General features: G+C 46.0%; 22 protein-coding genes and 1 pseudogene. 17 read left to right on the top strand and 6 right to left on the bottom strand.

All coding sequences use genetic code 11. The features are described from left to right. Positions 1 to 24 precede the first annotated feature (24 nt). Positions 25 to 177 carry a bacteriocin-like protein SboX gene (sboX, locus tag MOF34_RS08920; RefSeq protein WP_268399855.1) on the bottom strand — a complete coding sequence of 51 codons (153 nt, stop codon included), beginning with the start codon at positions 175 to 177 and terminating at the stop codon, positions 25 to 27. Next, positions 134 to 265 carry a subtilosin A gene (gene sboA, locus MOF34_RS08915; RefSeq protein ID WP_003222002.1) on the bottom strand — a complete coding sequence of 44 codons (132 nt, stop codon included), beginning with the start codon at positions 263 to 265 and terminating at the stop codon, positions 134 to 136. The genes sboX and sboA overlap by 44 nt, the downstream gene beginning before the upstream one ends. Positions 266 to 577: 312 nt before the next feature. On the opposite strand from sboA, the gene MOF34_RS08910 reads away from it, so the two are divergent. From MOF34_RS08910 to fnr, 4 genes are all read left to right on the top strand, one after another. Beyond that, complete coding sequence (locus MOF34_RS08910; protein WP_268399854.1) at positions 578 to 1,006, top strand: DUF1934 domain-containing protein; 429 nt, start codon at positions 578 to 580, stop codon at positions 1,004 to 1,006. After that, complete coding sequence (gene argS / locus MOF34_RS08905; protein ID WP_019716069.1) at positions 1,003 to 2,673, top strand: arginine--tRNA ligase; 1,671 nt, start codon at positions 1,003 to 1,005, stop codon at positions 2,671 to 2,673. The genes MOF34_RS08910 and argS overlap by 4 nt, the downstream gene beginning before the upstream one ends. Positions 2,674 to 2,807: 134 nt before the next feature. After that, positions 2,808 to 3,995, top strand: a complete 1,188-nt coding sequence (narK, locus tag MOF34_RS08900) for a nitrate transporter NarK (protein ID WP_268399853.1) — start codon at positions 2,808 to 2,810, stop codon at positions 3,993 to 3,995. Positions 3,996 to 4,092: 97 nt separating this feature from the next. Then, the gene (gene fnr, locus MOF34_RS08895; RefSeq protein ID WP_268399852.1) at positions 4,093 to 4,809 is read left to right on the top strand and encodes a fumarate/nitrate reduction transcriptional regulator Fnr; all 717 of its coding nucleotides are present in this window, start codon (positions 4,093 to 4,095) and stop codon (positions 4,807 to 4,809) included. A gap of 32 nt (positions 4,810 to 4,841) precedes the next feature. Here fnr and MOF34_RS08890 read toward each other — a convergent pair whose 3' ends face one another. After that, positions 4,842 to 5,561 (bottom strand): YwiC-like family protein, encoded by a 720-nt coding sequence (locus MOF34_RS08890; RefSeq protein ID WP_268399851.1) that lies wholly within the window; start codon positions 5,559 to 5,561, stop codon positions 4,842 to 4,844. Between the two features lie 142 nt (positions 5,562 to 5,703). Between MOF34_RS08890 and MOF34_RS08885 the strand changes: the two genes are divergently transcribed. From MOF34_RS08885 to MOF34_RS08845, 9 genes and pseudogenes are all read left to right on the top strand, one after another. After that, on the top strand, positions 5,704 to 6,180 hold the full coding sequence (locus MOF34_RS08885; RefSeq protein ID WP_268399850.1) for a Crp/Fnr family transcriptional regulator: 477 nt from the start codon (positions 5,704 to 5,706) through the stop codon (positions 6,178 to 6,180). 214 nt (positions 6,181 to 6,394) lie between these two features. Continuing rightward, entirely contained in the window at positions 6,395 to 10,081 is a 3,687-nt protein-coding gene (locus MOF34_RS08880) for a nitrate reductase subunit alpha (protein WP_268399849.1), read from the top strand. Next, positions 10,071 to 11,534: a nitrate reductase subunit beta gene (gene narH / locus MOF34_RS08875; RefSeq protein WP_268399848.1), complete on the top strand. Its 1,464-nt coding sequence runs from the start codon at positions 10,071 to 10,073 to the stop codon at positions 11,532 to 11,534. Before MOF34_RS08880 ends, narH begins: the two co-directional genes overlap by 11 nt. 25 nt (positions 11,535 to 11,559) lie before the next feature. Further along, positions 11,560 to 12,114: a nitrate reductase molybdenum cofactor assembly chaperone gene (gene narJ, locus MOF34_RS08870; protein WP_268399847.1), complete on the top strand. Its 555-nt coding sequence runs from the start codon at positions 11,560 to 11,562 to the stop codon at positions 12,112 to 12,114. Next, the gene (narI, locus tag MOF34_RS08865; protein WP_268399846.1) at positions 12,111 to 12,782 is read left to right on the top strand and encodes a respiratory nitrate reductase subunit gamma; all 672 of its coding nucleotides are present in this window, start codon (positions 12,111 to 12,113) and stop codon (positions 12,780 to 12,782) included. Before narJ ends, narI begins: the two co-directional genes overlap by 4 nt. A 172-nt stretch (positions 12,783 to 12,954) precedes the next feature. Next, positions 12,955 to 13,584, top strand: a complete 630-nt coding sequence (locus MOF34_RS08860; protein ID WP_268399845.1) for a YitT family protein — start codon at positions 12,955 to 12,957, stop codon at positions 13,582 to 13,584. A gap of 101 nt (positions 13,585 to 13,685) precedes the next feature. Then, positions 13,686 to 15,188 (top strand): cardiolipin synthase, encoded by a 1,503-nt coding sequence (gene cls, locus MOF34_RS08855; RefSeq protein WP_268399844.1) that lies wholly within the window; start codon positions 13,686 to 13,688, stop codon positions 15,186 to 15,188. Positions 15,189 to 15,274: 86 nt separating this feature from the next. Then, a complete protein-coding gene (locus MOF34_RS08850) occupies positions 15,275 to 17,002 on the top strand; it encodes an ABC transporter ATP-binding protein (RefSeq protein ID WP_268399843.1) in 1,728 nt (575 codons plus the stop codon). Continuing rightward, positions 16,978 to 17,179 (top strand): annotated as a pseudogene (locus tag MOF34_RS08845) (hypothetical protein); the annotation flags it as partial. The gene MOF34_RS08850 and the pseudogene MOF34_RS08845, both read left to right, overlap by 25 nt. Before the next feature lie 75 nt (positions 17,180 to 17,254). On the opposite strand, the gene MOF34_RS08840 reads toward MOF34_RS08845, so the two are convergent. The 3 genes from MOF34_RS08840 to cls (MOF34_RS08830) all read right to left on the bottom strand — a co-directional run bounded on the left by MOF34_RS08840 (position 17,255) and on the right by cls (MOF34_RS08830) (position 19,782). Continuing rightward, positions 17,255 to 17,527 carry a hypothetical protein gene (locus MOF34_RS08840; protein ID WP_019716056.1) on the bottom strand — a complete coding sequence of 91 codons (273 nt, stop codon included), beginning with the start codon at positions 17,525 to 17,527 and terminating at the stop codon, positions 17,255 to 17,257. 80 nt (positions 17,528 to 17,607) lie between these two features. Beyond that, positions 17,608 to 18,570, bottom strand: a complete 963-nt coding sequence (uvsE, locus tag MOF34_RS08835) for a UV DNA damage repair endonuclease UvsE (RefSeq protein ID WP_268399842.1) — start codon at positions 18,568 to 18,570, stop codon at positions 17,608 to 17,610. A gap of 12 nt (positions 18,571 to 18,582) precedes the next feature. Continuing rightward, complete coding sequence (gene cls / locus MOF34_RS08830) at positions 18,583 to 19,782, bottom strand: cardiolipin synthase (RefSeq protein WP_268399841.1); 1,200 nt, start codon at positions 19,780 to 19,782, stop codon at positions 18,583 to 18,585. 154 nt (positions 19,783 to 19,936) lie between these two features. On the opposite strand from cls (MOF34_RS08830), the gene MOF34_RS08825 reads away from it, so the two are divergent. The 4 genes from MOF34_RS08825 to pyrG all read left to right on the top strand — a co-directional run bounded on the left by MOF34_RS08825 (position 19,937) and on the right by pyrG (position 25,741). Continuing rightward, positions 19,937 to 22,054: a heterodisulfide reductase-related iron-sulfur binding cluster gene (locus MOF34_RS08825; protein ID WP_268399840.1), complete on the top strand. Its 2,118-nt coding sequence runs from the start codon at positions 19,937 to 19,939 to the stop codon at positions 22,052 to 22,054. Beyond that, positions 22,051 to 23,190 (top strand): acyl-CoA dehydrogenase AcdA, encoded by a 1,140-nt coding sequence (gene acdA, locus MOF34_RS08820; RefSeq protein ID WP_019716052.1) that lies wholly within the window; start codon positions 22,051 to 22,053, stop codon positions 23,188 to 23,190. The genes MOF34_RS08825 and acdA overlap by 4 nt, the downstream gene beginning before the upstream one ends. Positions 23,191 to 23,372: 182 nt before the next feature. Further along, entirely contained in the window at positions 23,373 to 23,894 is a 522-nt protein-coding gene (rpoE, locus tag MOF34_RS08815) for a DNA-directed RNA polymerase subunit delta (RefSeq protein ID WP_019716051.1), read from the top strand. Positions 23,895 to 24,133: 239 nt separating this feature from the next. Further along, the gene (pyrG, locus tag MOF34_RS08810; protein WP_019716050.1) at positions 24,134 to 25,741 is read left to right on the top strand and encodes a glutamine hydrolyzing CTP synthase; all 1,608 of its coding nucleotides are present in this window, start codon (positions 24,134 to 24,136) and stop codon (positions 25,739 to 25,741) included. The last annotated feature ends 40 nt before the right edge of the window (positions 25,742 to 25,781 follow it).

Below are 25,781 nucleotides of genomic sequence, written 5' to 3'. Positions count from 1 at the left end.
AATACCATCCCCTCTGCATATGATTCAAATGAAAAACGGTTGTGTATGTATAACCAAGAGGTAGATTTTAGTTAAAAATTGTAATTTACTTAAAAAGAGCATAGTAGAATGACTATGCCCTTTTGGGAGATCCTTACCCCCATAGACCGAATAGACCTGTTGCACCGGCAATTTCAAAATCAGGGATAGGACCGTCCACTAGACAAGCGGCTCCGATCGAGCATGTTGCACAACCTTTGTTTTCCACAATGACAGCTTTTTTCATCATTGAATCCTCCCTTTTTTTGTTTTTTCTAGCAGATCTATGTTGTACTTTTATGATAAAACTATTAAATTACCAATTCAATACATATATTTTGAAGAAAATGTGAAATGGAAAGAGTAGATTTCGGAAAAATGTAACATTTCCTAAAGGTAATGAGTGATATCATTTTCTCTTCTAATAAGGAAATGCTTTTTATAAGGTTTATCTTCAAATCTGATGAGCAATGATGGTAAGATAGAAGCAGTTGAAGTTTACAAACGGAATGATTATACTATTCAAGTCAAAGTGGAATGATGAAAAGGACGTGTCAGAATGAAGCAAGAGACACCGATAACACTCCATGTGAAGTCTGTGATTGAGGATGACGATAATCAGGAAGTCATCGAATTCCGCACCACCGGATTTTACTATGTAAAACAAAATAAAGTGTATCTATCTTATTATGAAGAACACGACTTAGGCAAAGTGAAAACGATTGTGAAAGTGAGCGAAGGCGAAGTGCTGGTCATGAGGTCAGGCGCTGTCAAAATGAATCAGCGTTTCGTAACGGGATCTTCCACAATTGCTAAATATAAAATGTCATTTGGTGAGCTTGAGCTGAAAACAAGCACAAAATCGATTCAATCTGATCTCGGTGAAGAAAAAGGCCGTGTCAGCATCGAATATGACATGCATGTCGGAGACGAACAGCAGCATTTACATCATATGACGATCACGTATGAGGGAGGAACTCACGCATGAACATTGCGGAACAAATGAAGGACGTGCTGAAAGAAGAAATCAAAGCGGCCGTTCTGAAAGCGGGATTGGCTGAAGAAAGCCAGATTCCTAATGTCGTTTTAGAAACACCAAAAGATAAAACACATGGCGATTATTCAACAAATATGGCGATGCAGCTGGCAAGAATCGCAAAAAAAGCGCCGCGCCAAATCGCTGAAGAAATTGTCGCTCATTTTGATAAAGGAAAGGCTTCGATTGATAAATTAGATATCGCCGGTCCGGGTTTTATCAATTTCTATATGAACAATCACTATTTAACGAAGCTGATTCCGTCTGTGTTAGAAGCAGGGGAAGCGTACGGGGAAACGAACATCGGAAACGGTGAGCGAGTTCAGGTAGAATTCGTATCAGCGAATCCGACGGGAGACCTTCACCTTGGCCATGCGCGCGGTGCGGCTGTCGGCGATTCTTTGTGCAACGTGCTTTCAAAAGCGGGTTACGAGGTGAGCCGCGAATACTACATTAACGATGCCGGTAACCAAATCAACAACCTTGCGCTATCTGTTGAAGTCCGTTACTTTGAAGCGCTCGGCTTGGAAAAACCGATGCCTGAGGATGGCTACCGCGGCGAGGATATCATTGCGATCGGAAAGCGCATCGCTGAGGAATACGGCGACCGTTTTGCCAAAGAAGAGGAAAGCGAGCGCCTCGCATTTTTCCGTGAATACGGTCTGAAATACGAGCTGGAAAAGCTGCGCAAGGACTTGGAAAACTTCCGTGTGCCGTTTGATGTGTGGTATTCCGAAACATCACTGTACCAAAACGGAAAAATTGACAAGGCGCTTGAAGCGCTTCGCGAAAAAGGCCATGTCTATGAAGAAGACGGCGCGACTTGGTTCCGTTCTACGACGTTTGGCGATGATAAAGACCGCGTATTGATCAAGAAGGACGGCACGTACACGTACCTGCTGCCTGATATCGCTTACCATAAAGACAAACTTGACCGGGGCTTTGATAAGCTGGTCAACGTTTGGGGCGCCGATCACCACGGCTACATTCCGCGTATGAAAGCGGCAATCGAAGCGCTTGGCTATGAAAATGGAACTCTTGAAGTAGAAATCATTCAGCTCGTTCACCTTTACAAAAACGGCGAGAAAATGAAAATGAGCAAACGGACGGGGAAAGCGGTAACGATGCGTGACCTGATTGAAGAAGTCGGCTTGGATGCCGTACGTTACTTCTTTGCAATGCGCAGCGCGGATACGCATATGGATTTTGACTTAGATCTTGCTGTATCAACATCTAACGAAAACCCTGTGTATTATGCACAATACGCACATGCCCGTATTTGCAGCATGCTTCGCCAAGGGGAAGAGCAGGGACTTAAGCCGGCGGCGGATCTTGATTTCAGCCATATTCAATCAGAAAAAGAATATGACCTGCTGAAAACGATCGGCAGCTTCCCAGAGGCAGTTGCGGAAGCGGCGGAAAAACGAATTCCGCACCGTGTCACAAACTATATTTATGATCTGGCTTCTGCTCTGCACAGCTTCTACAATGCAGAGAAAGTCATCGATCCTGAAAATGAAGAGAAAAGCCGCGCGCGCCTAGCTTTAATGAAGGCAACGCAAATTACGCTGAACAATGCGCTTCAGCTGATCGGCGTATCGGCTCCGGAAAAAATGTAATCATCATCAAAGGGCAAAGTCTTCGGGCTTTGTTCTTTTTTTATGCGTAAAACGTGTGATGTAATTCACAATCCTGTTTGCTGAGTTTTTGTATGATAAGACTGATTATTGAATCATTGAAAGGGGCAAGCCAAATGATCAACCGTCAACACATTCAATTATCGTTACAGTCATTAAGCTTGGTGGCAGGGTTTATGGTTTGGGTGCTGATTTCATCACTCATTTCCCAAATTACATTAGATATTCATTTAACCAAAGGCGAGATTTCTTTGGTGACGGCGATTCCCGTTATCCTTGGGTCGCTTCTCCGCATTCCTTTAGGGTATTTGACGAACAGGTTTGGCGCGCGGCTGATGTTTATGATCAGCTTCATCCTGCTCTTGCTTCCGGTGTTTTGGATCAGTATCGCGGATTCTCTGTTTGATTTAATCGCGGGCGGTTTCTTCTTAGGAATCGGGGGAGCGGTATTCTCCATTGGGGTGACATCCCTTCCGAAATATTATCCGAAAGAAAAGCACGGTGTCGTCAATGGGATTTACGGTGCAGGAAACATCGGGACCGCCATTACTACATTTGCAGCGCCGGTTATCGCACAAGCTACGGGATGGAAAGCAACCGTGCAGATGTATATGGTTCTGCTGGCAGTTTTCGCATTGCTGCACGTATTGTTCGGCGACCGGCATGAGAAGAAAGTGAATGTTTCGGTAAAAACAGAAATCAAAGCCGTTTATCGAAATCATATCCTATGGTTTCTGAGCCTTTTTTATTTTATTACGTTTGGCGCCTTTGTCGCCTTCACCATCTATCTGCCGAATTTTTTAGTGGAATACTTTGGGCTGAATCCTGCGGACGCCGGTTTGCGGACAGCTGGCTTTATTGCCGTCTCCACGCTGCTCAGACCTATAGGCGGACTCTGGGCTGATAAAGTGAGCCCGCTCCGCATTTTGATGGTCGTTTTTGCGGGACTTACATTATCAGGAATTGTCTTATCGTTCTCGCCGACGATCGGCCTTTATACGTTTGGGTCATTAACGGTGGCGGTCTGCTCAGGCATAGGAAACGGGACCGTTTTTAAACTGGTGCCTTTCTATTTTTCAAAGCAAGCGGGGATTGCCAATGGGATTGTGTCTGCCATGGGAGGATTAGGCGGTTTTTTCCCTCCGCTGATATTGGCGAGTGTATTTCAGGCAACAGGCCAATACGCGATCGGTTTTATGGCGCTTTCTGAAGTGGCGTTAGCAAGCTTTGTCCTTGTCATATGGATGTATTGGCAGGAAAGAATGAAAACGCACACGGAGAGAAACAGTCAGAGCGTCAACTAACACTGGGCATTCACAAGATTGTTAGTTTTTTCTGGATGAGGGCAAATCAATTCACGTTACAATAAATACACAACGTGATTTTCTTCGAGGTGAGCTCATGAATTTTCTCTCTGTTCGACCATCTGATAGTGATCTTATTTCCAGCGATCTGCATGATTTGCTGGAATCGATTAGTACCAAAAGAAAAATGGAAAAACACACGTATTTGTTTCGGGAAGGAATGGATGCAGAAGAGCTTTATCTGATTCAATCAGGACTCATTGAAATCGGCAAGCTGACATCTGACGGAAAAGACCTGACACTTAGAATCTGCCAAAAGCATGATATCGTCGGGGAATTAACACTTTTCACTGAAGAACCAAGATATATGCTCAGTGCAAGAGTGCTAGAGGATGGCGAGGTGCTCGTCATTAATAAAAACAAGCTGGAAAAGGAATTAATCCACAATGGTGCTTTGACATTTGAATTTATGAAATGGATGAGCACGCACCTCCGGAAAATCCAGTCCAAAATAAGGGATCTGCTTCTTCACGGCAAAAAGGGGGCGCTCTACTCCACCCTTATCCGCTTATCAAACAGCTACGGTGTGCAACGAAGTGACGGCATTCTGATTAATATAGTGCTGACAAATCAAGATTTGGCAAAGTTTTGTGCAGCGGCAAGGGAAAGCGTCAACCGTATGCTTGGGGACCTCCGCAAACAAGGGGTAATTTCGATAGAAGATTCCGGGAAAATTATTTTGCATAAACGGGACTTTTTGCGATGCGAGATTGAGTGTGAAAACTGTCCGCTAGAGATTTGCAATATTGACTGAAAAACCAAGGGCCGCTGGCGGTCCTTGGTTTTTTATCTAGTGATAAACATACACATGACGGCAAAAAAGAAGCAGGCATTCACGATTTCCAGAATGCCGATCGTTTTAACGGTCCAGTCTCTTCCGTGAAAAAAACATGCCCGCAAACTGCTTGGGATAAAAGCGAGAAATGCCCATCCTGCTCCAAGAAGAGCGGATAAAAAGGGAAGCAGCAGGTGACATCCCCATGACCAGTATGCGAATACGCTGTTTTTTCTCTCACGTATCACCGACTTCACATAAAAGGAACTTCCGATAAAAAATAAAGCAGATTGAGAAAAAATAAACCAACCCCACCCGTCAAGGGTTCCCATCCCCAGCCAGCAGCTCGCAAGCCCGCCTGAACAAAAGAACAAGACACCCGCAATATCGTTCGCTAGCGCCCGTTCGTTTTTTCGGCGGGAATAATACATATGAATGAGAAACAGCGGCAATAAAGAAACGCCGACCCAGATGAGTGGTGGCTTATAAAAGACAGGAATCATCAAAAAGCAGCAGGCCGGAACACCGTAATAATATATCCACTTTAGATAGGATTTGATCTGCTTTTTTTTCAAAGCAAGCGTGATGGGATAAACCGCCAAGTAAAGGAAAAGCCAGCCTAGGAAGAGCGGAATATGCCAGAAAACGGGGCCTCCCTTGACCATCCCGAGTGAAAATGGGATCAGCAGCATTGCCCATGCGCCGTGCTGCTTCGGAATTAGCGCTTTCATCGAAATCCTCCTTTTTATTTCATTATAAATGCAGACATGCTCACGATAAGTGACATTCATCATACAAGATGTGAAATACATCACTGCTGGACAGGCTCAATCGGGCTAGACTAAAGCTATCCTTAACACAGGAGGCTTTCCTATGAATCAGTGTGACTATTTATTATTTCTGAAACAACTTCCTATGTTTAATGAAGTGCCTCTATCCATTGTCGAAACCTTGCTGAAAAACGGGACGTTTATCAGCGGAACATCTGATCATTCTCTATCCTTTCTTCATTCTCAATCCGTATATATTGTATTAAAAGGCAGTGTCCGTTTTATGGACAGCAGGCTCCCTGACGGATCGAAAACCGTTGCGCTGTGGGAGAAAGGCGATGTATTTCCGATTGATGAAAAAGGCGGGATGTATTTATCGCCTTTTATCTCAGTCAATGCCACTTCAGACATTCTGATTCTCAATATTCCTTACTACACATTTAATAAAATCATGTCTTACAATCCACAGCTGCAAATGAATTTTTTGGCCATGCTTCAGCAAAATGTCTTTTGGTCCTATCAATTATTTTTGCGTTATCTGCATACATCACAGGATGAAAATACCGAGCCCGGTTCTTAAACAGAGCCGGTTTTTTTGATCTTTGAATGAAAGGCGGCCATTGACTCAGGCGTCCCGCCTGAACGCCGCGCCTTCATCACATCCTGTGGAAGTCCTTCCTTTTGTGTGAACATTTTTTGAAAAAAACAAAGTGTGTGACATAGTTCACAAGGAAACAGGCTGTCTCTGTATATAGTGAACTTAGCATCACCTGACTCGGAAGGAGTGAACTTTTATGAAGAAAAAGAAAATGAGTCCGTTGTTTAGGAGATTGAACTATTTCTCTCCTATCGAACACCATTCAAATAAACATAGCCAAACCACTCGCGAAGACCGCGATTGGGAGAATGTATACAGAAACAGATGGCAGTACGACAAAGTCGTTCGCTCCACTCACGGCGTCAACTGCACGGGTTCCTGCAGCTGGAATATTTATGTGAAAAACGGAATTGTCACGTGGGAAGGACAAAACTTGAATTATCCATCAACAGGCCCGGATATGCCTGATTTCGAACCGAGAGGATGTCCTCGGGGGGCCAGTTTTTCATGGTACATCTACAGCCCGCTCCGTGTGAAATATCCCTACGTACGCGGTGTGCTGATCAATTTGTGGCGGGAAGCACTGCTGGCCCATCAAAATCCATTGGATGCTTGGAAATCGATCGTTGAAAATCCTGAAAAAGCAAAGTCCTATAAACAGGCAAGAGGGAAGGGCGGTTTTGTGCGCGCTGAATGGCCGGAGGTGCTGAAGCTGATTTCGGCCTCTCTGCTCTATACAGTCATGAAATACGGGCCTGACCGGAATGTCGGCTTTTCCCCCATTCCGGCCATGTCCATGATCAGCCACGCATCAGGCTCACGGTTTATGTCTTTGATCGGCGGCCCTATGCTCAGTTTTTATGACTGGTATGCGGATCTTCCACCGGCGTCTCCGCAAATTTGGGGTGACCAGACGGACGTTCCGGAAAGCAGTGATTGGTACAATTCAGGCTATATCATCACATGGGGCTCCAACGTTCCGTTAACGAGAACGCCCGACGCGCATTTTTTGGCGGAAGCCCGCTATAAAGGCGCTAAAGTCATTTCGATCAGTCCGGATTTTGCGGAATCCTCAAAGTTTGCAGATGACTGGCTGAGTATTCGCCAAGGGACTGACGGAGCACTTGCGATGGCAATGGGTCACGTCATTTTACAGGAATTTTACGTGAACCAAGAGACGGAACGTTTCATTGAGTACGCAAAGCAATACACGGATTTTCCGTTCTTCGTCACCCTGTCAAAAGAAAACGGCGTATACACAGCGGGGCGTTTTCTGCATGCGAAAGACATCGGGCGGCAGACAAAGCATGATCAATGGAAGCCTGCGGTCTGGAATGAACAGACAAGCGCATTTGCCATACCGCAAGGGACAATGGGCTCCCGCTGGGACGGACAGCAGAAATGGAACCTGCACATGATAGATGAAGAAACAGGCGAATCGATTGAACCCCGGCTCTCAGTGCTCGGCATAGAGGACGAAATCGGCACGGTACGAATCCCTTATTTCTCACATGAGGGAAACAGAGTGCTTGAGCGAGACCTGCCGATTAAAAAACTGGCCATAGATAATGAAGATGTGTATGTCACAACGGTGTTTGACTTGATTTTGGCTAACTATGGCGTGAATCGGGGGATCGGGGAGAAATCAGCCTGCTCGTATGACGATCCTGAACCGTTTACGCCAGCCTGGCAGGAGCAGGTGACAGGGATCAAAAAAGAAGCCGTCATTAAGATAGCCAGAGAGTTTGCCCAAAATGCGATCGATACAGAGGGCCGTTCCATGATTATTGTAGGAGCGGGGATCAACCACTGGTTCAACTCTGACACGATCTACCGGGCAGTATTAAATCTTGTATTATTGGTAGGCGCCCAAGGCGTAAACGGCGGAGGGTGGGCCCATTATGTGGGGCAGGAAAAGCTCCGCCCTGCTGAAGGATGGCAGACGATTGCAAATGCAAAGGACTGGGAGGGCGTGCCCAAGCTGCAAAACGGCACCTCATTTTTCTACTTTGCGACAGATCAGTGGCGCTACGAAGACCAGCCGATCAGTGATTTGGCATCGCCGATCGCTGCGTCATCCCGCTACAAGCATCATGCCGATTACAATGTGATGGCAGCGCGATTAGGGTGGCTGCCGTCTTACCCGACGTTCAATCAAAATGGCATTGATCTGTACAAAGAAGCTGAAAAAGCGGGTGCAACAACACCTGAAGACGTTGGTGCGTACGTGGCCTCACAGCTTCAAGAGAAAAAGCTGAAATTTGCAATTGAAGATCCTGACAATGAAGTGAATTTCCCAAGAAATCTCTTTGTATGGCGGGCAAATCTGATTTCCAGCTCAGGAAAAGGGCATGAATATTTTCTAAAGCATTTGCTGGGGACGACAAACGGTTTGATGAATGACGACAGCGACAGCATTCGCCCTGAAGAAATCAAATGGAGGGAGCAGGCACCGGAAGGAAAGCTCGACTTGTTAATCAATCTCGATTTTCGAATGGCCGGTACGGCGCTTTACTCCGATATCGTGCTGCCGGCAGCGACATGGTATGAAAAACACGATCTCAGCAGCACAGATATGCACCCGTTCATTCATCCTTTCGCTCCGGCGATCTCGGCTCCGTGGGAATCGAAGTCAGACTGGGATATTTTCAAAGCACTGTCAAAAGCCGTTTCTGATCTGGCAGAAGAAGTCGATATGGAGCCGGTGAAAGAAGTGGTCGCGACGCCGCTACTCCATGACACCATGCAGGAATTAGCTCAGCCGTTCGGCAAAATCAATGACTGGAGCAAGGGCGAATGCGAAGCCATTCCGGGAAAAACGATGCCGAACATCCAAGTCGTTGAACGTGATTACAAGCACATCTTTCATAAAATGACCGCGCTCGGACCTTATGCCGGTTTAAAACCGAGCGGAACAAAAGGGATGAGCTGGTCGATAGCCGATGAATATGAATCACTCAAAAAGAGATTGGGAGAAATCACCTCGGACAGCGTTGCAAAGGGGTGTCCGAATATAAGTGAAGCAAAGCAGGCGGCAGAAGCGATTTTAACCCTATCGTCCACTTCTAATGGAAAAGTCGCCGTGAAAGCATGGGAATCGCTTGAAAACATCACAAACCTGAAGCTGAAAGACCTGGCGGAAGAACGGGAGGAAGAATGCTTTACGTTTGAACAAATTACAGCCCAGCCGAAAACGGTCATTACCTCTCCGGCATTTACCGGCTCAGAAAAAGGGGGACGCAGGTATTCCCCGTTTACGACGAACGTAGAAAAATTAATCCCGTGGCGAACACTGACCGGCAGACAATCTTATTATGTCGATCATGAACTGATGATGGAATTCGGTGAAACGATGGCGACATTTAAACCGATCCTCCAGCATCGCCCGTTTCTGAGCAAGCGGCCTGATCAAGAGGGCAAAGAAATCGTCCTCAACTATTTGACGCCGCATAATAAATGGTCTGTCCACAGCATGTATTTTGATTCTTTGCCGATGCTTACGCTATTCCGCGGAGGGCCGACCGTGTGGATGAATAAAGATGATGCAGAGGACACGGATATCAAAGACAACGATTGGATTGAATGTTTTAACCGAAATGGTGTTGTCGTCGCGAGAGCGGTTTTGTCTCACCGGATTCCTAAAGGTATGGCGTTTATGCACCATGCCCAGGACCGCCACATCAACGTGCCAGGCACAAAACTGACGAATAACCGCGGAGGCACCCATAACAGCCCGACAAGGATACACGTCAAGCCGACACAGATGATTGGGGGCTATGCCCAGCTCAGCTACGGCTTTAACTATTACGGTCCAACAGGGAATCAGCGCGATCTAAACGTCGTTATCCGTAAGCTGAAGGAGGTCGATTGGCTTGAAGATTAAAGCGCAAATCGGTATGGTCATGAACTTGGATAAATGCATCGGCTGCCACACGTGCAGCGTCACCTGCAAAAACACGTGGACAAACCGTTCCGGTGCGGAATATATGTACTTTAATAATGTAGAAACAAAGCCCGGCATCGGCTACCCGAAGCAATGGGAGGACCAGGACAAATATAAAGGCGGCTGGGCATTGAAAAAAGGAAAACTCGAGCTAAAATCAGGCCCGAAAACAAATCGGCTTGCTGGCCTTTTCTATAACCCGAACCAGCCGTCGATTGATGATTACTATGAACCTTGGAACTATGATTATGAAGCATTAACAAACAGCCCGCAGAAAAAACATCAGCCAGTGGCGCGCCCAAAATCGTCACTGACTGGGGATTTCATGAATATTGAATGGGGCCCGAACTGGGAGGATGATCTCGCAGGCGGCCATATTACGGGGCTTGAGGATCCAAACGTGCAAAAGATGGAGGAATCGATCAAAACAGAATTCGATGAGGTTTTTATGATGTATCTGCCGCGTATTTGTGAGCACTGCATCAACCCGGCGTGCGTTTCCTCTTGTCCTTCCGGCGCCATGTACAAACGCGAGGAAGACGGCATTGTGCTTGTGGACCAAAACGCATGCCGGTCATGGAGATATTGTGTCTCATCCTGCCCTTATAAAAAAGTCTATTTTAACTGGCAAACGAACAAAGCGGAAAAATGCACCCTCTGCTTTCCGCGCTTGGAGGCGGGACTGCCGACTATCTGCTCCGAAACGTGTGTAGGCAGAATCCGCTATCTCGGCGTCATGTTGTACGATGCGGACAAAGTGGAGGAAGCGGCATCTGTTGAAAATGAAAAGGATCTTTACCATTCCCAATTGGACATTTTTCTTGATCCGAATGACCCTGAAGTTGCCAAACTGGCAAAAGAACAAGGCATCCCGACAGAATGGATAGAGGCTGCACAGCAATCGCCCATCTATAAGATGATCATCGACTGGAAAATCGCCCTGCCGCTTCATCCGGAGTATCGGACATTGCCGATGGTTTGGTACATTCCGCCTTTGAGTCCGATCATGAATCTCTTTGAAGGAGAGGGAAGCCGGCAAACAGCGGAAGATATTTTTCCGGCTATCGACCAAATGAGGATTCCGATTGACTATTTGGCGCAGCTGTTAACAGCCGGTGATACAGATCATATTCGGTCGACATTAAAGAAAATGTCTGTCATGCGCCAGTATATGAGAGCAGTCCAGACAAATAAATCCATCGACCCGGCACTGATCTCCAGTGTCGGCTTAACAGAACAGCAAATTGAAGACATGTATCGGCTGCTTGCGATCGCCAAATACGATGACCGATTTGTGATTCCGAGCAGCCACCGAGAAGAAGTGTCTGATTTATACGCTGAACAAGGGAGCTGCGGCTTATCATTTTCAGGCGGTCACGGCTCTTGTTTTTAACTTTTGATAAACGAGGTGTAACAAGATGAACACCACAGACCGGCAAATCACGTTCTCCGCTCTTTCCTGTCTTCTTTCCTATCCGGATGAAGAGTGGAGAGCCGAGCTTCCCGAGTGGAAGGCTCTTATCCATGACATCAGCAACCATCAAATTCGGGAGAAGCTGCTGCACTTTTTAGAGGCGTCAGCCAGCTTTTCTCAAGAAACGCTGATTGAACACTACGTCTATACGTTCGACTTCGGAAAAAAAACGAATATGTACGTCACTTACTTTAATTCAGGTGAGCAAAGAGAACGCGGCGTTGAATTGCTGCATTTAAAAAACACATATCAGCAATCCGGCTTCCTGCCGACAGAGAAAGAGCTGCCTGATTATTTGCCGCTTATGCTGGAATTTGCCGCGGTTGCAGAGATTGAAGCAGCGAGAAGCGTGTTTGAGAAATATCTGTCCAATGTGAGGGAGCTGGCATCCCGCCTCGGAAAAAATGACAGCATATATGCGGAGCTGCTGTACGTGCTGCTGGCCGCGCTGGAAAACATCGGCGTACGTGAAAGCATTGAAGGGGCTGTTCAGGCATGAGCGGGCAGATCCTGTGGGGCGTGATGCCATACATTGTAATAACAATCTTTATCGGCGGCCATATTTACCGCTACCAGCATGACCAATTTGGGTGGACGGCGAAATCCAGCGAGCTGTTAGAAAAGAAAAAACTTGCGGCGGGCAGTACACTTTTTCACTGGGGCATGCTGTGCGTTATCGGCGGGCATCTCATGGGAATTCTGATCCCGGAAGCCGTGTACACCTCTATTGGCATTTCAGAGCATGCTTATCACAAGATGGCGATTGGCGCAGGCCTGCCGGCGGGGATTGTGGCATGTACCGGACTTTTCATCCTGACGTACAGAAGGCTGTTTGACAAAAGAATCCGCAAAACAAGCTCGCTATCGGATATCCTTATTCTCATCCTGCTGCTGTTCATGATGCTGTCAGGCGTTGCCGCCACGTTTCTAAACATTGATTCGAAAGGATTTGATTACCGGACAACAGTCGGGCCGTGGTTCAGGGAGATCTTTTTGTTCAGCCCTGACGCCTCTTTGATGGGGAGTGTCCCGCTATGGTTTAAGCTTCATATCATGATAGGGTACATCATTTTTATCCTGTGGCCGTTTACAAGATTGGTACACGTGTTCAGTCTGCCGCTCAAGTATTTGACACGAAGCTATGTCGTGTATCGAAAACGCTCGTAAAAATCCCCCTTGAAAGAGGGGGATTTTTTTATGATGATGGAAACAAGTCTTACAAAACAGTTTGATAAAAAAATAAAAACGTAAGATATTTTCTGCCAAGGTAATGGCTGGGCGGTCAGGAATCCTGGTATGTTTGTATTTGGGAATAACATTTTAATAAGGAGAGTGAAGAATGAAGCGGATTTTACTCATTGTAGCTGCTTGTCTTATGACAAGCGCGGGGGTCCTGACACTCAGACATTCTCACGTATTAACCGGCGGGACAGCCGGATTGTCACTAAGCCTGACATACTTGTTTCATTCCTCGTTTGCCATGATCTTCTTTCTGATCAATATCCCGTTTTACGTGTTTTCTCTCATCAGAATGGGCATCCAATTCACCCTATCTACTGTATTTGCAGTCACAGCGCTGACTCTGTTTACAAGCGCGGATCACTGGCTGCCGTCTGTCTCTTTTTCGCCGTTTGCCGGGGCAATTTGCGGCGGTGCGCTGATTGGGTTGGGCTTGTCGCTCATGTTTTATCATCAGGCTTCGCTCGGCGGCGCCAATATTCTTGCTTTATTTCTGCAAAAGCGCTACGGATGGAATCCGGGTACGGTTAATTTCCTCTTCGACTTTGGCGTAGTGCTGGTCGGCATTTTCTCCGTCGGATTGCTGAAAGGGCTCTTTTCCTTAGTGTCGATTGCGGTCACGGGCCTGATCGTCAGCTTCTTCAAAAATAAAATCAAAAGCAGCTATTCCCTCAATCCGGCCATGCTCCAGAACATCACATCCGGCCAATCTCAGGAAGCTTCTTCATAAGCCTTTTCGCATCTTGCGGAGAGGCTTTTTACATAGAAGGTTTATCGATTAGAAAAAAGAGGTAATACGGATGTAATCGAATCAGATTGGAGAGAATCAGGATGCTGAAAAGGAGACTGGAATTTTTCTTTTTATATATGATGCTTATCGGAGCATATGTCATATGGGTTTTTCCGGTTTCCAGACTTGAGTTTTACGGGGGATTGCTTTGCTATGTCAGCATTATTTTGTTCAGCATCTATTCGTTAATTCTTGAAAACCGCACATCGCAGCACACGCTGCTATGGATCCACATTCTTGTCTTTTTTCCGATCGCAGGCTACATGTTTTATCTGTTTTCCGGACAGCTTTATGTAAAAGGGAAGCTGTTCAAGACAAAACGAATGCACAACAGGGAAAAGCTCAGGAAGCTGTTTGACATGGAGGAAACGCCGGAAGTGAAAGGGCTGAAAGACAATCAGGAGAGATTCTTTACGTATTCCATCAGGGCTGCCCATATGAATATCAATACGAAAAGCAAGATTAAAGTGCTGAAAAACGGCGAAGAAACCTTTCCGGACCTTTTCAAAGCGATGAGGAAAGCGAAATCTTATATACATATTGAATACTACATGTTTAAATCAGACATGCTTGGCCGCGGCATGATGGACATTATGATGGAAAAAGCGCGCCAGGGTGTCGATGTAAGGTTTTTATATGACGCCGCAGGAAGCATCAAGCTGGAAAGAAGAGACATCATGAAAATGAAACAAGCGGGAGTGGACATCGTTCCGTTTTCTCCGCTGAAATACGGGTTCTTCAATCAGAAGCTGAATTTCAGAAATCACCGGAAGATCGTCATCATCGACGGAAAAACCGGTTTTGTCGGCGGATTAAATGTCGGGAAGGAATATATCAGCAGAGATCCGGACATCGGGTTTTGGAGAGATACTCATCTGCGGCTGGAAGGCGAAATTGTGCAAACGCTTCACGCCATCTTTATGCTCGATTGGGAATACGTCTCCAATGAAGTGTTAATTGATCAAGAGGAGTACAATACCCCGGTTCCCGTGGAAGGAGAGGGCATTTACCAAGTTGTCGCGACAGGCCCTGACATGAAGGAAAGCATGAGCGACCTTTATTATGAAATGATTTCTTCAGCACAGAAATCAATATGGATCGCTACACCTTATTTCGTTCCGAATGAATCCATTCGCACGGCGCTCAAAGCAGCGGCGACTAAAGGCGTAGAAGTAAGGGTCATGGTGCCGGAGAAGAATGATAGCTTTTTGACGCAATACGCATCAAGATCCTATTTCCCAGAGCTGCTTCTCGAAGGCATAGAGGTGTATTCTTATCAAAAAGGCTTCATGCACCAAAAAGTCATGATTGTAGATGGCGATCTCGCCTCCGTCGGCACCGCGAATATGGATATGCGCAGCTTCCAGCTCAACTTTGAAGTAAACGTGTTCTTCACGGATGCCGAAGCGATCCGCACCCTTGAAGCCCATTTCGAAGAGGATATGCTGGACAGTGAAAAACTCAGCCCTGTCGGCTTTTATAAAAGGGGAATGACCGACCGGACAAAAGAATCCTTAGCCCGACTGTTTTCAGGTGTTCTGTAAAAAAAGAAATCTCATCTATAAAAAATGCCGGTGTATAGTATAATTGAAAAAAATTATCAGTTATTTATGCATTGGGGGAAGATAGGGTGCTGCGGCAATTTTTTTCGTATTATAAACCATACAAAACGTTGTTCTTTCTCGATTTTTTCTCGGCGATCGCGGGAGGCTTAATGGAGCTGAGTTTTCCTTTAATCGTCAATTATTTTATTGACACCTTGCTTCCGGGCAAGGACTGGGGGCTGATCATCGCGACCTCAATCGGCTTATTTGCGGTTTATGCGCTCAGCTCGGCTCTCCAGTATATCGTCACATACTGGGGACACATGCTCGGGATTAATATCGAGACCGATATGAGAAAGTCGCTTTTTGACCATTTGCAAAAGCTCTCGTTCAAATTTTACGACAACAACAAGACGGGAACGCTGATGTCGAAGCTGACAAACGATTTAATGTACATCGGCGAAGTTGCCCATCATGGCCCGGAAGACCTGTTCATTGCCATCATGACCATTCTCGGGGCGTTCGGTGTCATGCTGTTTATTAACTGGCAGCTTGCATTATTAACGTTTATCATCATGCCGATTGTCATTTGGCTAGCGCTTTATTTCAACAAAAAAATGACCAGAGCGTTTACCACGCTGAACAAAGATATCGGAGACTTCAGCGCGCGTGTAGAAAATAATATCGGCGGGATCCGGCTTGTGCAGGCGTTCGGCAATGAATCATTTGAAAAAGAACGCTTCGCTGTTAACAATCAGCGTTTCCGTGTCACAAAGCTTTCCTCATATAAAATCATGGCGAAAAATGGCTCAATCAGCTATATGCTGACTCGGTTTGTCACGCTGTTTGTGCTTTTGTGCGGAACGTGGTTTGTCATTCGCGGCTCTTTATCGTACGGGGAATTCGTGGCGTTTGTGCTCCTGACGAATGTGCTATTCAGGCCCATTGATAAAATTAACGCGATTATCGAAATGTATCCGAGAGGAATTGCCGGTTTCAAAAGCTATATGGAACTGATGGAGACAGAGCCGGATATTCAGGATTCTCCTGATGCGAGAGACGTTTCCGGTCTGAAGGGCAATATCTGCTATGAACACGTTTCATTTGGCTATGATGAGCATCACAATGTCCTCAATGACATTAACCTGTCCATTCAAGCGGGGGAAACGGTTGCGTTCGTCGGTCCGTCAGGTGCGGGAAAATCGACACTTTGCAGTCTGCTTCCGCGCTTTTACGAAGCATCGGAGGGTGACATTACGATCGACGGCATCAGCATTAAAGACATGACGCTGTCTTCGCTGCGGGGTCAGATTGGCGTCGTGCAGCAGGACGTTTTCTTATTCTCGGGCACGCTTCGAGAAAATATCGCCTACGGCCGATTAGACGCATCAGAAGAAGACATTTGGCAGGCTGTGAAGCAGGCGCATCTGGAAGAGCTCGTCCATCACATGCCGGATGGGCTGGATACCATTATCGGTGAACGGGGCGTTAAGCTTTCCGGCGGTCAAAAACAGCGCCTGTCAATTGCACGGATGTTCTTGAAAAATCCGTCGATCCTGATACTCGACGAAGCAACCTCTGCCCTAGATACAGAAACAGAAGCGGCGATCCAAAAGGCGCTGCAAGAATTGTCCGAGGGGCGCACGACGCTCGTCATCGCCCACAGGCTGGCGACAATCAAAGACGCGGACAGAATTGTGGTCGTCACAAACAACGGTATTGAAGAACAAGGCAAACATCAAGACCTGATCAAAGCCGGAGGTCTTTACAGCAGGCTGCATCAAGCGCAATTCGGGCAAATGGTGCAGCAATAAGAGGGGAATATGAACACAAAAATCTAGAGGATGGAAGCATCGATTGGCTGGATGAATTTGAAGGTGAAGGCGATAACGGTTACAGTGTGTTTTATCAGACTGTTGATACTGTCATCTTAGGCCGGAGCTGAACACGTCAAAATTCTTACACCGGTTTTCCCGTATCAGGATAAAACCGGTTCAGCTTTATTATGTCACCATAAGGAAAAGGATAGACAAAAACATGTCTATCCTTTTTGTATTGTATGTAAGTTAGAGTGCTTCTTTTTCAGCAGGCTCGATAATTTTTTGGAACTTTTCAATCAGCTGTGATGCTTTAGTTCCTTCGACTACAATCAGATATTCATTTTCATCATGAGCCATACGGAACGTCTCAAGCTCAATTAAGCTTTTAATTTTGCACATTGTTTTCTTTGAATAAATATAAACCTCGTGGCTTCCAGAATGGCACATTTTATATAGATGAATCAAATTTCTTAAAGTAAAAGCCTGTGCAGCTACTTTTAGAGACTTGATGTTTTTCATAATCTTTCTCCTCCATCGGTTGGTGTCTTATATAGCGTATGTTCCCAGAGTGGACAAAATGTAAACCTAATATGGCACATTTATAATTTCCATTGAAGCGTGCCGCCGCCGATGCGTTTGACACCGCGGATGGAGCTTAATTCATCCATCAGGCGGAGAAGCGCCTTGTCTTTCTGTTTTGCTTCAATCATGAAATCAATATTTGTTCCCCATTGTCTGAAGCGCTCTAACAGCGGCAACAAAAAATTGGCGTCAACATAATCGGCATGGCTGCGTATGGCTTGCTCCGATTTTGGGGAAGACAGGTGAACCTTTGGCTGCAGCCCTATCCGCTCCCACGTTTTGATCATCCGCGGCAGTGCTTCATTCAGGTTGGCGTGATCATCTGGATTCGCGTAAAAATGATGAAAGTCAAAGACAAACGGAACATCCTCTTGTTCACAGACCTGAAGCGTTTCTTCTGTTGTATAGGTTTTATCATCGTTTTCCAGCGTCATCCGCTGTTTGATCTCCTGCGGCAGCTGCTTCATATTATGATGAAATTGAGCAGTGGCGGTTTCTTTATCTCCGTAAGCTCCGCCAATATGAATATTGATTATGGAGCGATCAGCAATGCCCATGGCTTCAAGCATGCGGTAGTGATATGCCATATCGGTTACCGCATTTTTTGTGACGTTTTCCTTCGGGCTCGTAAACAGAGTGAATTGGTTTGGGTGAAAGCTTGTTCGCAGATGATGTGTTTTAACAAGCTCTCCAATCTCCCGGAACTCCTTTTGAAATGGCGTTACAAAATCCCACATGACATCGGGATGCGTGGCCAGCGGCACAATTGAACTGGAAAAACGGTACAAAGGAATACCGTGGCCGATGATATAGTGAAGGGTTCTCATCGTATTACGTAAATTGGCTCTTGTCACAGTCAGCAGGGCTTCTTTTCTTTCATCCTTTGAAAGCTTGGAATAACGCGCGAATGTCAACGTTTTAGCGGGAGACGCCTCCCAAAGGCTCATCGCGTTTGAAACGAACCCGAATCTGAAAATCATAGGAACTCTCCTTTATAAAAAATAAGATAATGCTCTGCCTAGCCATTCCGCCGGGCGCTGTCTAAACGTACGCTTTTTGAATTTCTCCTTTGTCAACAGCTCCGACCTATTAATATCCTCTTCAATCGTGGCATAGACTTCTTTTGTAAAAGCCTTATCATCGATTTCAACATTCACCTCTTCATTTAAAAAAAAGCTTCGCTGATCAAAATTGGCGGTGCCAATGATGCTGAAGTGATCGTCAATGATCAGGGCCTTTACATGATAAAACCCCTGGTAAAAACGGTAGATAAGACAGCCGGCATCCAAGAGCTCCGAATAATACGTAAAAGCTGCCTCTCTGACTAGCGGGTGATCTGATTTCATCGGCACAATGATCGTAACCGCTACACCGTTTTTTCTTGCTTTGACCAATGCCTGCTGAATCGGTTTTGTCGGAATATAATAAGGTGTGCAAATGGTGATGCGGTCTTTTGCCTGCGCGATATTAGCCAAATACGTTTTTTCAAGAGAATAACCATCAGTCGCATAAATCTTATGAGAGATATTCCCTCGCGGAAGCTCCGGCCAAACTTCCAGTGCCAATTCAGCTGATCCGGTATTCCGTTTCAGATCGGTTGTAAAAAGCGTCTGAAGATCGCGGACGCCTTCTCCCTTCATGCGCAGATGATAATCCTCCCAATTGCCGAACTTCGCCTTTTTTCCAAGGTATTCTTCACCGATGTTAAACCCGCCGATATAACCGATTCTTCCGTCTATGACAGCGATTTTTCGGTGATTTCGTTTTTGCATATGGAAAAAGAAAAAAGGAAAACGGGGCTTGTTAAGAAAATGAACATGAACCCCGGTATGTTTCATCGTCTCCAGCGCCGGTTTTTTAATGTTTTGGCTGCCCGACCAATCCAGCAGCAAATAAACAGAAACACCGGCTTTAGCTTTTGCTTTCAGCAGTGTAAACATATTGTGGCTGACCTCATCATTTTTCATAATAAAAAACATCACGTGAACAGAGGAAACGGCCTGGCGGATGTCTTCCATCATCCGTTCGACAAGATCAGCACCGCAGTGGATCATTTCAATATCACTCTTCTTTTTCGAAAAAACAGGCTCGTACGCGTTTTTTTTATAAACGGCGCGACCCATGAAGATATCAAGCAGAATAAAAGCCAATAGTATGATGACAATGATGAGGATTACAAAAAATATCTTCATTCCGGCACTCCTTTCCGTAGTAAAGGTAGTGTGCCCGAACAGCAGGAATTTAATTATTGACTGAACACTCATTCATTATTTATCATAGAGATAATCTTTAACAGATTCGAGGGTAGGGGATCGCGGTCTTTATCAGTAAAAAGGGGGAATTGGAATGAGCGGCTTTCTCATCGCAAATGCATTATTATTTCTGATTGTAACCGCTTACGCTGTCTTTTTGTTTGTCTACTTGGTTAAAACGAGACTGGCCTACATCAGGCTTGGGCAGAAAGAACATTTTGATCAACGGATTAAGGAACGGCTTCGCGCCATATGGGTAAATGTATTCGGACAGAAAAAACTGCTCAAGGACAAGAAAAGCGGAATCATTCACATCATGTTTTTCTACGGATTTATTTTGGTTCAGTTCGGAGCAATTGACTTTATCATCAAAGGACTGGCCCCCGATCGGAATTTGCCGCTTGGCCCTGTCTATCCCGCCTTCACCTTTTTTCAGGAAATCGTTACATTTCTCATTTTAATTGCTGTGGGCTGGGCATTCTACAGGCGTTATATCGAAAAGCTCGTCAGGCTGAAACGCGATTTCAAAGCAGGACTCGTTCTTATTTTTATCGGAGGATTGATGCTGACTGTTCTGGCTGGAAACGGGATGAACCTGATCTGGCATGAGCATGGGCTTTCGTGGAGTGAGCCGATTGCATCAGGTATCGCGTTTTTGCTTAGCGGAGTCGGGGAAACAGGTGCGGCAGTAATTTTCTATATCGCATGGTGGGTGCACCTTCTGTTCTTGCTGAGCTTTTTAGTGTACGTGCCTCAGTCGAAGCATGCCCACTTAATCGCCGGACCGGCAAATGTCTTTTTCAATAGAATGGAGTCAGCCGGTAAGCTTGAAAAAATTGATTTTACCGACGAAACGAAAGAAAGCTACGGAGCGGGAAAAATTGAAGATTTCCGGCAGTCCCAGCTGCTTGATCTGTACGCATGCGTCGAGTGCGGCCGCTGCACCAATATGTGCCCAGCAACAGGCACCGGAAAAATGCTGTCGCCGATGGACTTAATTTTGCGTCTCAGAGACCATCTCACTGAAAAAGGCGCCGCCGTCACCTCGCGCTCGCCATGGGTGCCCGCGGCAGCGTTCCGGCACACAAGAGGAAATCAGCTGGCTGCGGCGTCAGCGGGCAGCGGTTCGCAGGAAGCCGCGGCAGCGCTAGATTACAATCCGAGCTTGATCGGAGACGTCATTACAGAGGAAGAAATTTGGGCGTGCACCACTTGCCGGAATTGTGAGGATCAATGTCCGGTCATGAACGAACACGTGGATAAAATTATCGACCTTCGCCGCTACCTCGTATTGACAGAAGGAAAAATGGATAGTGACGCACAGCGCGCCATGACCAGTATCGAGCGGCAGGGAAATCCGTGGGGCCTCAACCGCAAGGAACGCGAAAATTGGCGTGACGCGGCGCCGGATGCTGAAATTCCGACTGTAAAAGAAATGAAAAAAGAAGGAAAAGAATTTGAATACCTTTTCTGGGTCGGTTCCATGGGGTCTTACGACAACAGAAGCCAGAAAATCGCGATTTCTTTTGCCAAGCTGCTCAATCACGCCGGCGTGTCCTTTGCGATCCTCGGCAATAAAGAAAAAAATTCAGGAGACACGCCGCGCCGCCTTGGAAATGAATTTTTATTCCAAGAGCTGGCTGAGAAGAATATCTCTGAATTTGAAAAAAATCATGTCAACAAAATCGTTACGATCGATCCGCATGCATACAATTTATTTAAAAACGAGTATCCAGATTTCGGCTTTGAAGGCGAGGTTTATCATCACACAGAGGTGTTGGCTGAGCTGGTGAGGAACGGAAAATTAAAACCGCAGCACCCGCTTCAAGAGGCGATTACCTTCCACGATTCATGCTATTTGGGCCGCTACAACGAAGTTTATGATCCGCCGAGAGAGATTTTGAATGCCATTCCGGGCGTGCAGCTAATTGAAATGGAGAGAAGCAGGGAAACCGGCATGTGCTGCGGCGCCGGCGGGGGGTTAATGTGGATGGAGGAAGAAACAGGCAACAGGATTAACGTCGCGAGGACAGAGCAAGCGCTCGCGGTCAACCCATCGGTGATCAGCTCAGGCTGTCCTTACTGTCTCACGATGCTCGGGGATGGCACAAAGGCGAAAGAAGCCGAAGACAAAGTCAAAACGTATGACGTCGCCGAGCTTCTGGCCCAATCTGTCTTAGGTGCTGATATGAAAATGGGGGAGAAGCCGTGAAGTTTTCATTATCAGAAGAACACGAGATGATCAGGAAATTGGTGCGTGATTTTGCGAAGCATGAGGTGGCCCCGACAGCCGCAGAACGCGACGAAAAAGAACGCTTCGACCGTGAGCTGTTTCGGGAAATGGCGAATCTGGGGCTGACGGGAATTCCATGGCCTGAAGATTATGGGGGAATCGGAAGTGACTATCTGGCCTACGTCATCGCGGTGGAGGAACTGTCGAAAGTGTGCGCCTCCACCGGTGTGACGCTTTCCGCCCATATCTCTCTTTGCAGCTGGCCGCTGTTTGCCTTTGGGACGGAAGAGCAGAAGACAGATTATTTGACACAACTGGCCCTTGGAGAGAAAATCGGCGCTTTTGCTTTGACCGAAGCAGGATCCGGCTCTGACGCCGGCGGCATGAAAACAACTGCTGAACAAATCGGCGATGACTATGTGTTAAATGGCTCAAAAGTGTTTATTACGAACGGCGGCATCGCGGATATTTACATTGTTTTTGCAGTCACCGATCCCGAGAAAAAGAAAAAAGGCATTTCCGCTTTTATTGTAGAAAAGGAATTCGAAGGTTTTTTGACAGGCAAGAAAGAAAAGAAGCTGGGCATCCGTTCGTCTCCGACAACGGAAATTATGTTCGAAGATTGTGTTGTACCTGCAGCAAACCGTCTCGGAGAAGAAGGGGAGGGTTTCAAAATTGCCATGAAGACGCTTGACGGAGGCAGAAACGGCATTGCTGCTCAAGCCGTGGGCATCGCACAGGGAGCGCTTGATGCGGCGCTTCAATACGCAAAAGAGAGAAAGCAATTCGGAAAATCGATCGCAGAGCAGCAGGGCATTGCTTTTAAACTCGCGGATATGGCTACAATGATAGAAGCTTCAAGGCTATTGACCTATCAGGCGGCATGGCTGGAATCATCAGGCCTTCCATATGGAAAAGCTTCCGCCATGTCCAAACTGCTGGCGGGGGATACGGCAATGAAGGTGACGACCGAAGCCGTGCAGATTTTCGGCGGCTATGGCTATACAAAAGATTATCCGGTTGAACGCTATATGCGTGATGCAAAAATCACGCAAATCTATGAAGGCACTCAAGAAATTCAAAGACTTGTCATCTCCAGAATGCTCGCGGAATAACGCAAAACATCTATCAGTCGGAACACTCTTGTAAAATTATTTAAATTAACGCTGTTAAGGGTAGCATATTCTGTTTTATTTTGTTTATAATGAGAGGTATGGTTTGTATAAGAACGATACAAAATCGCTTTCATTAATGATAAAACAGATACATATAAGTAATAGAAAGGGAGTGTCCGACCTTGGGTATCAAACAATATTCACAGGAAGAGCTAAAGGAAATGGCTTTAGTTGAAATCGCTCACGAATTATTTGAAGAACATAAAAAACCAGTTCCTTTTCAGGAGCTTTTAAATGAAATTGCGTCTTTGCTCGGCGTGGCAAAAGAAGAGCTTGGAGACCGCATCGCTCAATTTTATACAGATTTAAACATTGACGGCCGCTTCCTGGCGCTTTCTGACCAGACTTGGGGACTTCGCAGCTGGTATCCGTATGATCAGCTTGACGAAGAAACGCAGCCGACCGTCAAGGCGAAAAAGAAAAAAGCGAAGAAAGTAGTCGAAGAAGATCTTGACCTTGACGAGTTTGAAGAGATCGATGAAGACGACATTGATTTAGATGTAGTCGAGGAAGAACTTGATATTGAGGCTGACGATTTTGACGATGAAGATCTTGATGAAGACGACGATGATCTAGAGATCGAAGAGGATATTATTGATGAAGATGATGAAGATCTTGATGATGAAGATGAGGATCTCAAATAGTAATAGATCATCTTCAAAACAATCTTGACTTTCAAAGTCGAACTATGTAGTATGTATTTTGGGCTCTTCAAAAACGAAGAGAGAACATAGTGCGTTATGCTCCCTTTCAAGAAATTGAAAGGGAGCTTTCTTATTTTCACCCCTCATTTTTCTTATAAATCATTTAAAAGGCTAAATGATTTTCTATAAAACAGTACATTTTAAAAATGTAGCTATGAGCGAAGAGAGGAGCAAACGAAATGACGAAATATATTTTTGTAACCGGGGGAGTCGTATCCTCGCTTGGAAAGGGTATTGTAGCAGCTTCATTGGGGCGTTTGCTGAAAAACCGCGGACTGAACGTGACGATCCAAAAATTTGATCCATACATTAACGTCGACCCGGGAACGATGAGCCCATACCAGCACGGTGAAGTATTCGTAACGGATGACGGCGCAGAAACAGACTTGGACCTTGGTCACTATGAGCGTTTTATCGACATCAACCTGAATAAATTCAGCAACGTAACAACTGGTAAAATCTATTCAACAGTTCTTAAAAAAGAACGACGCGGAGACTACCTTGGCGGAACCGTACAGGTTATCCCGCACATCACAAACGAATTGAAAGACCGTGTTTACCGTGCGGGGAAAGAAACAAACGCGGATGTCGTCATTACAGAAATTGGCGGTACTGTCGGAGATATCGAATCACTGCCATTCCTTGAAGCGATCCGCCAAATGAAGAGCGACATCGGCCGTGAAAATGTAATGTACATCCACTGTACGCTTGTTCCTTACATTAAGGCTGCGGGCGAATTGAAAACAAAACCGACACAGCACAGCGTAAAAGAATTACGCAGTTTGGGCATTCAGCCAAACATCATCGTCGTGCGTACAGAAATGCCGATTTCTCAAGATATGAAAGATAAAATCGCGCTATTCTGCGACATCGATACAAAAGCGGTGATCGAGTGTGAGGATGCGGACAACCTTTACTCCATTCCGCTTGAGCTTCAAAAACAAGGGCTTGATAAGCTTGTTTGCGAGCACATGCAATTGGCATGCAAAGAAGCTGAGATGTCAGAGTGGAAAGAGCTTGTTAACAAGGTTAGCAATCTGTCTCAAACGATTACGATCGGCCTTGTCGGGAAATACGTTGAGCTTCCTGACGCATACATCTCTGTTGTGGAGTCTCTCCGCCATGCGGGTTATGCGTTTGACACAGATGTAAAAGTGAAATGGATCAATGCAGAAGAAGTGACAGAAAGCAACATCCAGGAGCTCACAAGCGGAACGGACGGTATTATCGTGCCGGGCGGATTCGGAGACCGCGGTGTTGAAGGCAAAATCGTTGCAACCAAATACGCGCGTGAAAACAATATTCCATTCTTGGGTATTTGCTTGGGTATGCAGGTTGCGTCTATTGAATACGCACGTAATGTATTGGGCTTAAAAGGTGCTCACTCTGCGGAAATTGATCCGTCAACTCAATACCCGATTATTGACCTTCTTCCTGAACAGAAGGATGTTGAGGATCTTGGAGGAACGCTTCGTCTCGGCCTTTACCCTTGTAAGCTTGAAGAAGGCACGAAAGCCTTTGAAGTGTATCAGGATGAAGTGGTGTACGAGCGTCACCGCCACCGTTATGAATTCAACAACGAATTCAGACAGCAAATGGAAGATCAAGGCTTCGTATTCTCAGGCACAAGCCCTGACGGACGCCTTGTTGAAATCATCGAGCTAAAAGATCACCCTTGGTTCGTGGCTTCTCAGTTCCATCCAGAATTCAAGTCCAGACCGACGAGACCTCAGCCTCTATTCAAAGGCTTTATCGGAGCGTCTGTCGAAGCTGCAAATCAGAAGTAATTAAAAAAGACTTGCCGTTTGATATTATCCCCTCTAAGTA

Origin of the sequence: Bacillus sp. T17B1, assembly GCF_026796395.1 — a bacterium.
Classification (GTDB): domain Bacteria; phylum Bacillota; class Bacilli; order Bacillales; family Bacillaceae; genus Bacillus; species Bacillus spizizenii_A.
This window is presented reverse-complemented; position numbering and strand designations above follow the sequence as displayed.

What these genes read in the sequence shown, in the direction of transcription:
- fnr (WP_268399852.1), top strand. Translation starts at nt 4,093, where the DNA reads ATGAATTTTCTCTCTGTTCGACCATCTGATAGTGATCTTATTTCCAGC.
- MOF34_RS08885 (WP_268399850.1), top strand. Translation starts at nt 5,704, where the DNA reads ATGAATCAGTGTGACTATTTATTATTTCTGAAACAACTTCCTATGTTT.
- MOF34_RS08860 (WP_268399845.1), top strand. Translation starts at nt 12,955, where the DNA reads ATGAAGCGGATTTTACTCATTGTAGCTGCTTGTCTTATGACAAGCGCG.
- cls (WP_268399844.1), top strand. Translation starts at nt 13,686, where the DNA reads ATGCTGAAAAGGAGACTGGAATTTTTCTTTTTATATATGATGCTTATC.
- MOF34_RS08840 (WP_019716056.1), bottom strand. Translation starts at nt 17,527, where the DNA reads ATGAAAAACATCAAGTCTCTAAAAGTAGCTGCACAGGCTTTTACTTTA.
- MOF34_RS08880 (WP_268399849.1), top strand. Translation starts at nt 6,395, where the DNA reads ATGAAGAAAAAGAAAATGAGTCCGTTGTTTAGGAGATTGAACTATTTC.
- sboA (WP_003222002.1), bottom strand. Translation starts at nt 265, where the DNA reads ATGAAAAAAGCTGTCATTGTGGAAAACAAAGGTTGTGCAACATGCTCG.
- MOF34_RS08825 (WP_268399840.1), top strand. Translation starts at nt 19,937, where the DNA reads ATGAGCGGCTTTCTCATCGCAAATGCATTATTATTTCTGATTGTAACC.
- argS (WP_019716069.1), top strand. Translation starts at nt 1,003, where the DNA reads ATGAACATTGCGGAACAAATGAAGGACGTGCTGAAAGAAGAAATCAAA.
- uvsE (WP_268399842.1), bottom strand. Translation starts at nt 18,570, where the DNA reads ATGATTTTCAGATTCGGGTTCGTTTCAAACGCGATGAGCCTTTGGGAG.
- MOF34_RS08910 (WP_268399854.1), top strand. Translation starts at nt 578, where the DNA reads ATGAAGCAAGAGACACCGATAACACTCCATGTGAAGTCTGTGATTGAG.
- pyrG (WP_019716050.1), top strand. Translation starts at nt 24,134, where the DNA reads ATGACGAAATATATTTTTGTAACCGGGGGAGTCGTATCCTCGCTTGGA.
- cls (WP_268399841.1), bottom strand. Translation starts at nt 19,782, where the DNA reads ATGAAGATATTTTTTGTAATCCTCATCATTGTCATCATACTATTGGCT.
- narJ (WP_268399847.1), top strand. Translation starts at nt 11,560, where the DNA reads ATGAACACCACAGACCGGCAAATCACGTTCTCCGCTCTTTCCTGTCTT.
- narK (WP_268399853.1), top strand. Translation starts at nt 2,808, where the DNA reads ATGATCAACCGTCAACACATTCAATTATCGTTACAGTCATTAAGCTTG.
- narI (WP_268399846.1), top strand. Translation starts at nt 12,111, where the DNA reads ATGAGCGGGCAGATCCTGTGGGGCGTGATGCCATACATTGTAATAACA.
- MOF34_RS08890 (WP_268399851.1), bottom strand. Translation starts at nt 5,561, where the DNA reads ATGAAAGCGCTAATTCCGAAGCAGCACGGCGCATGGGCAATGCTGCTG.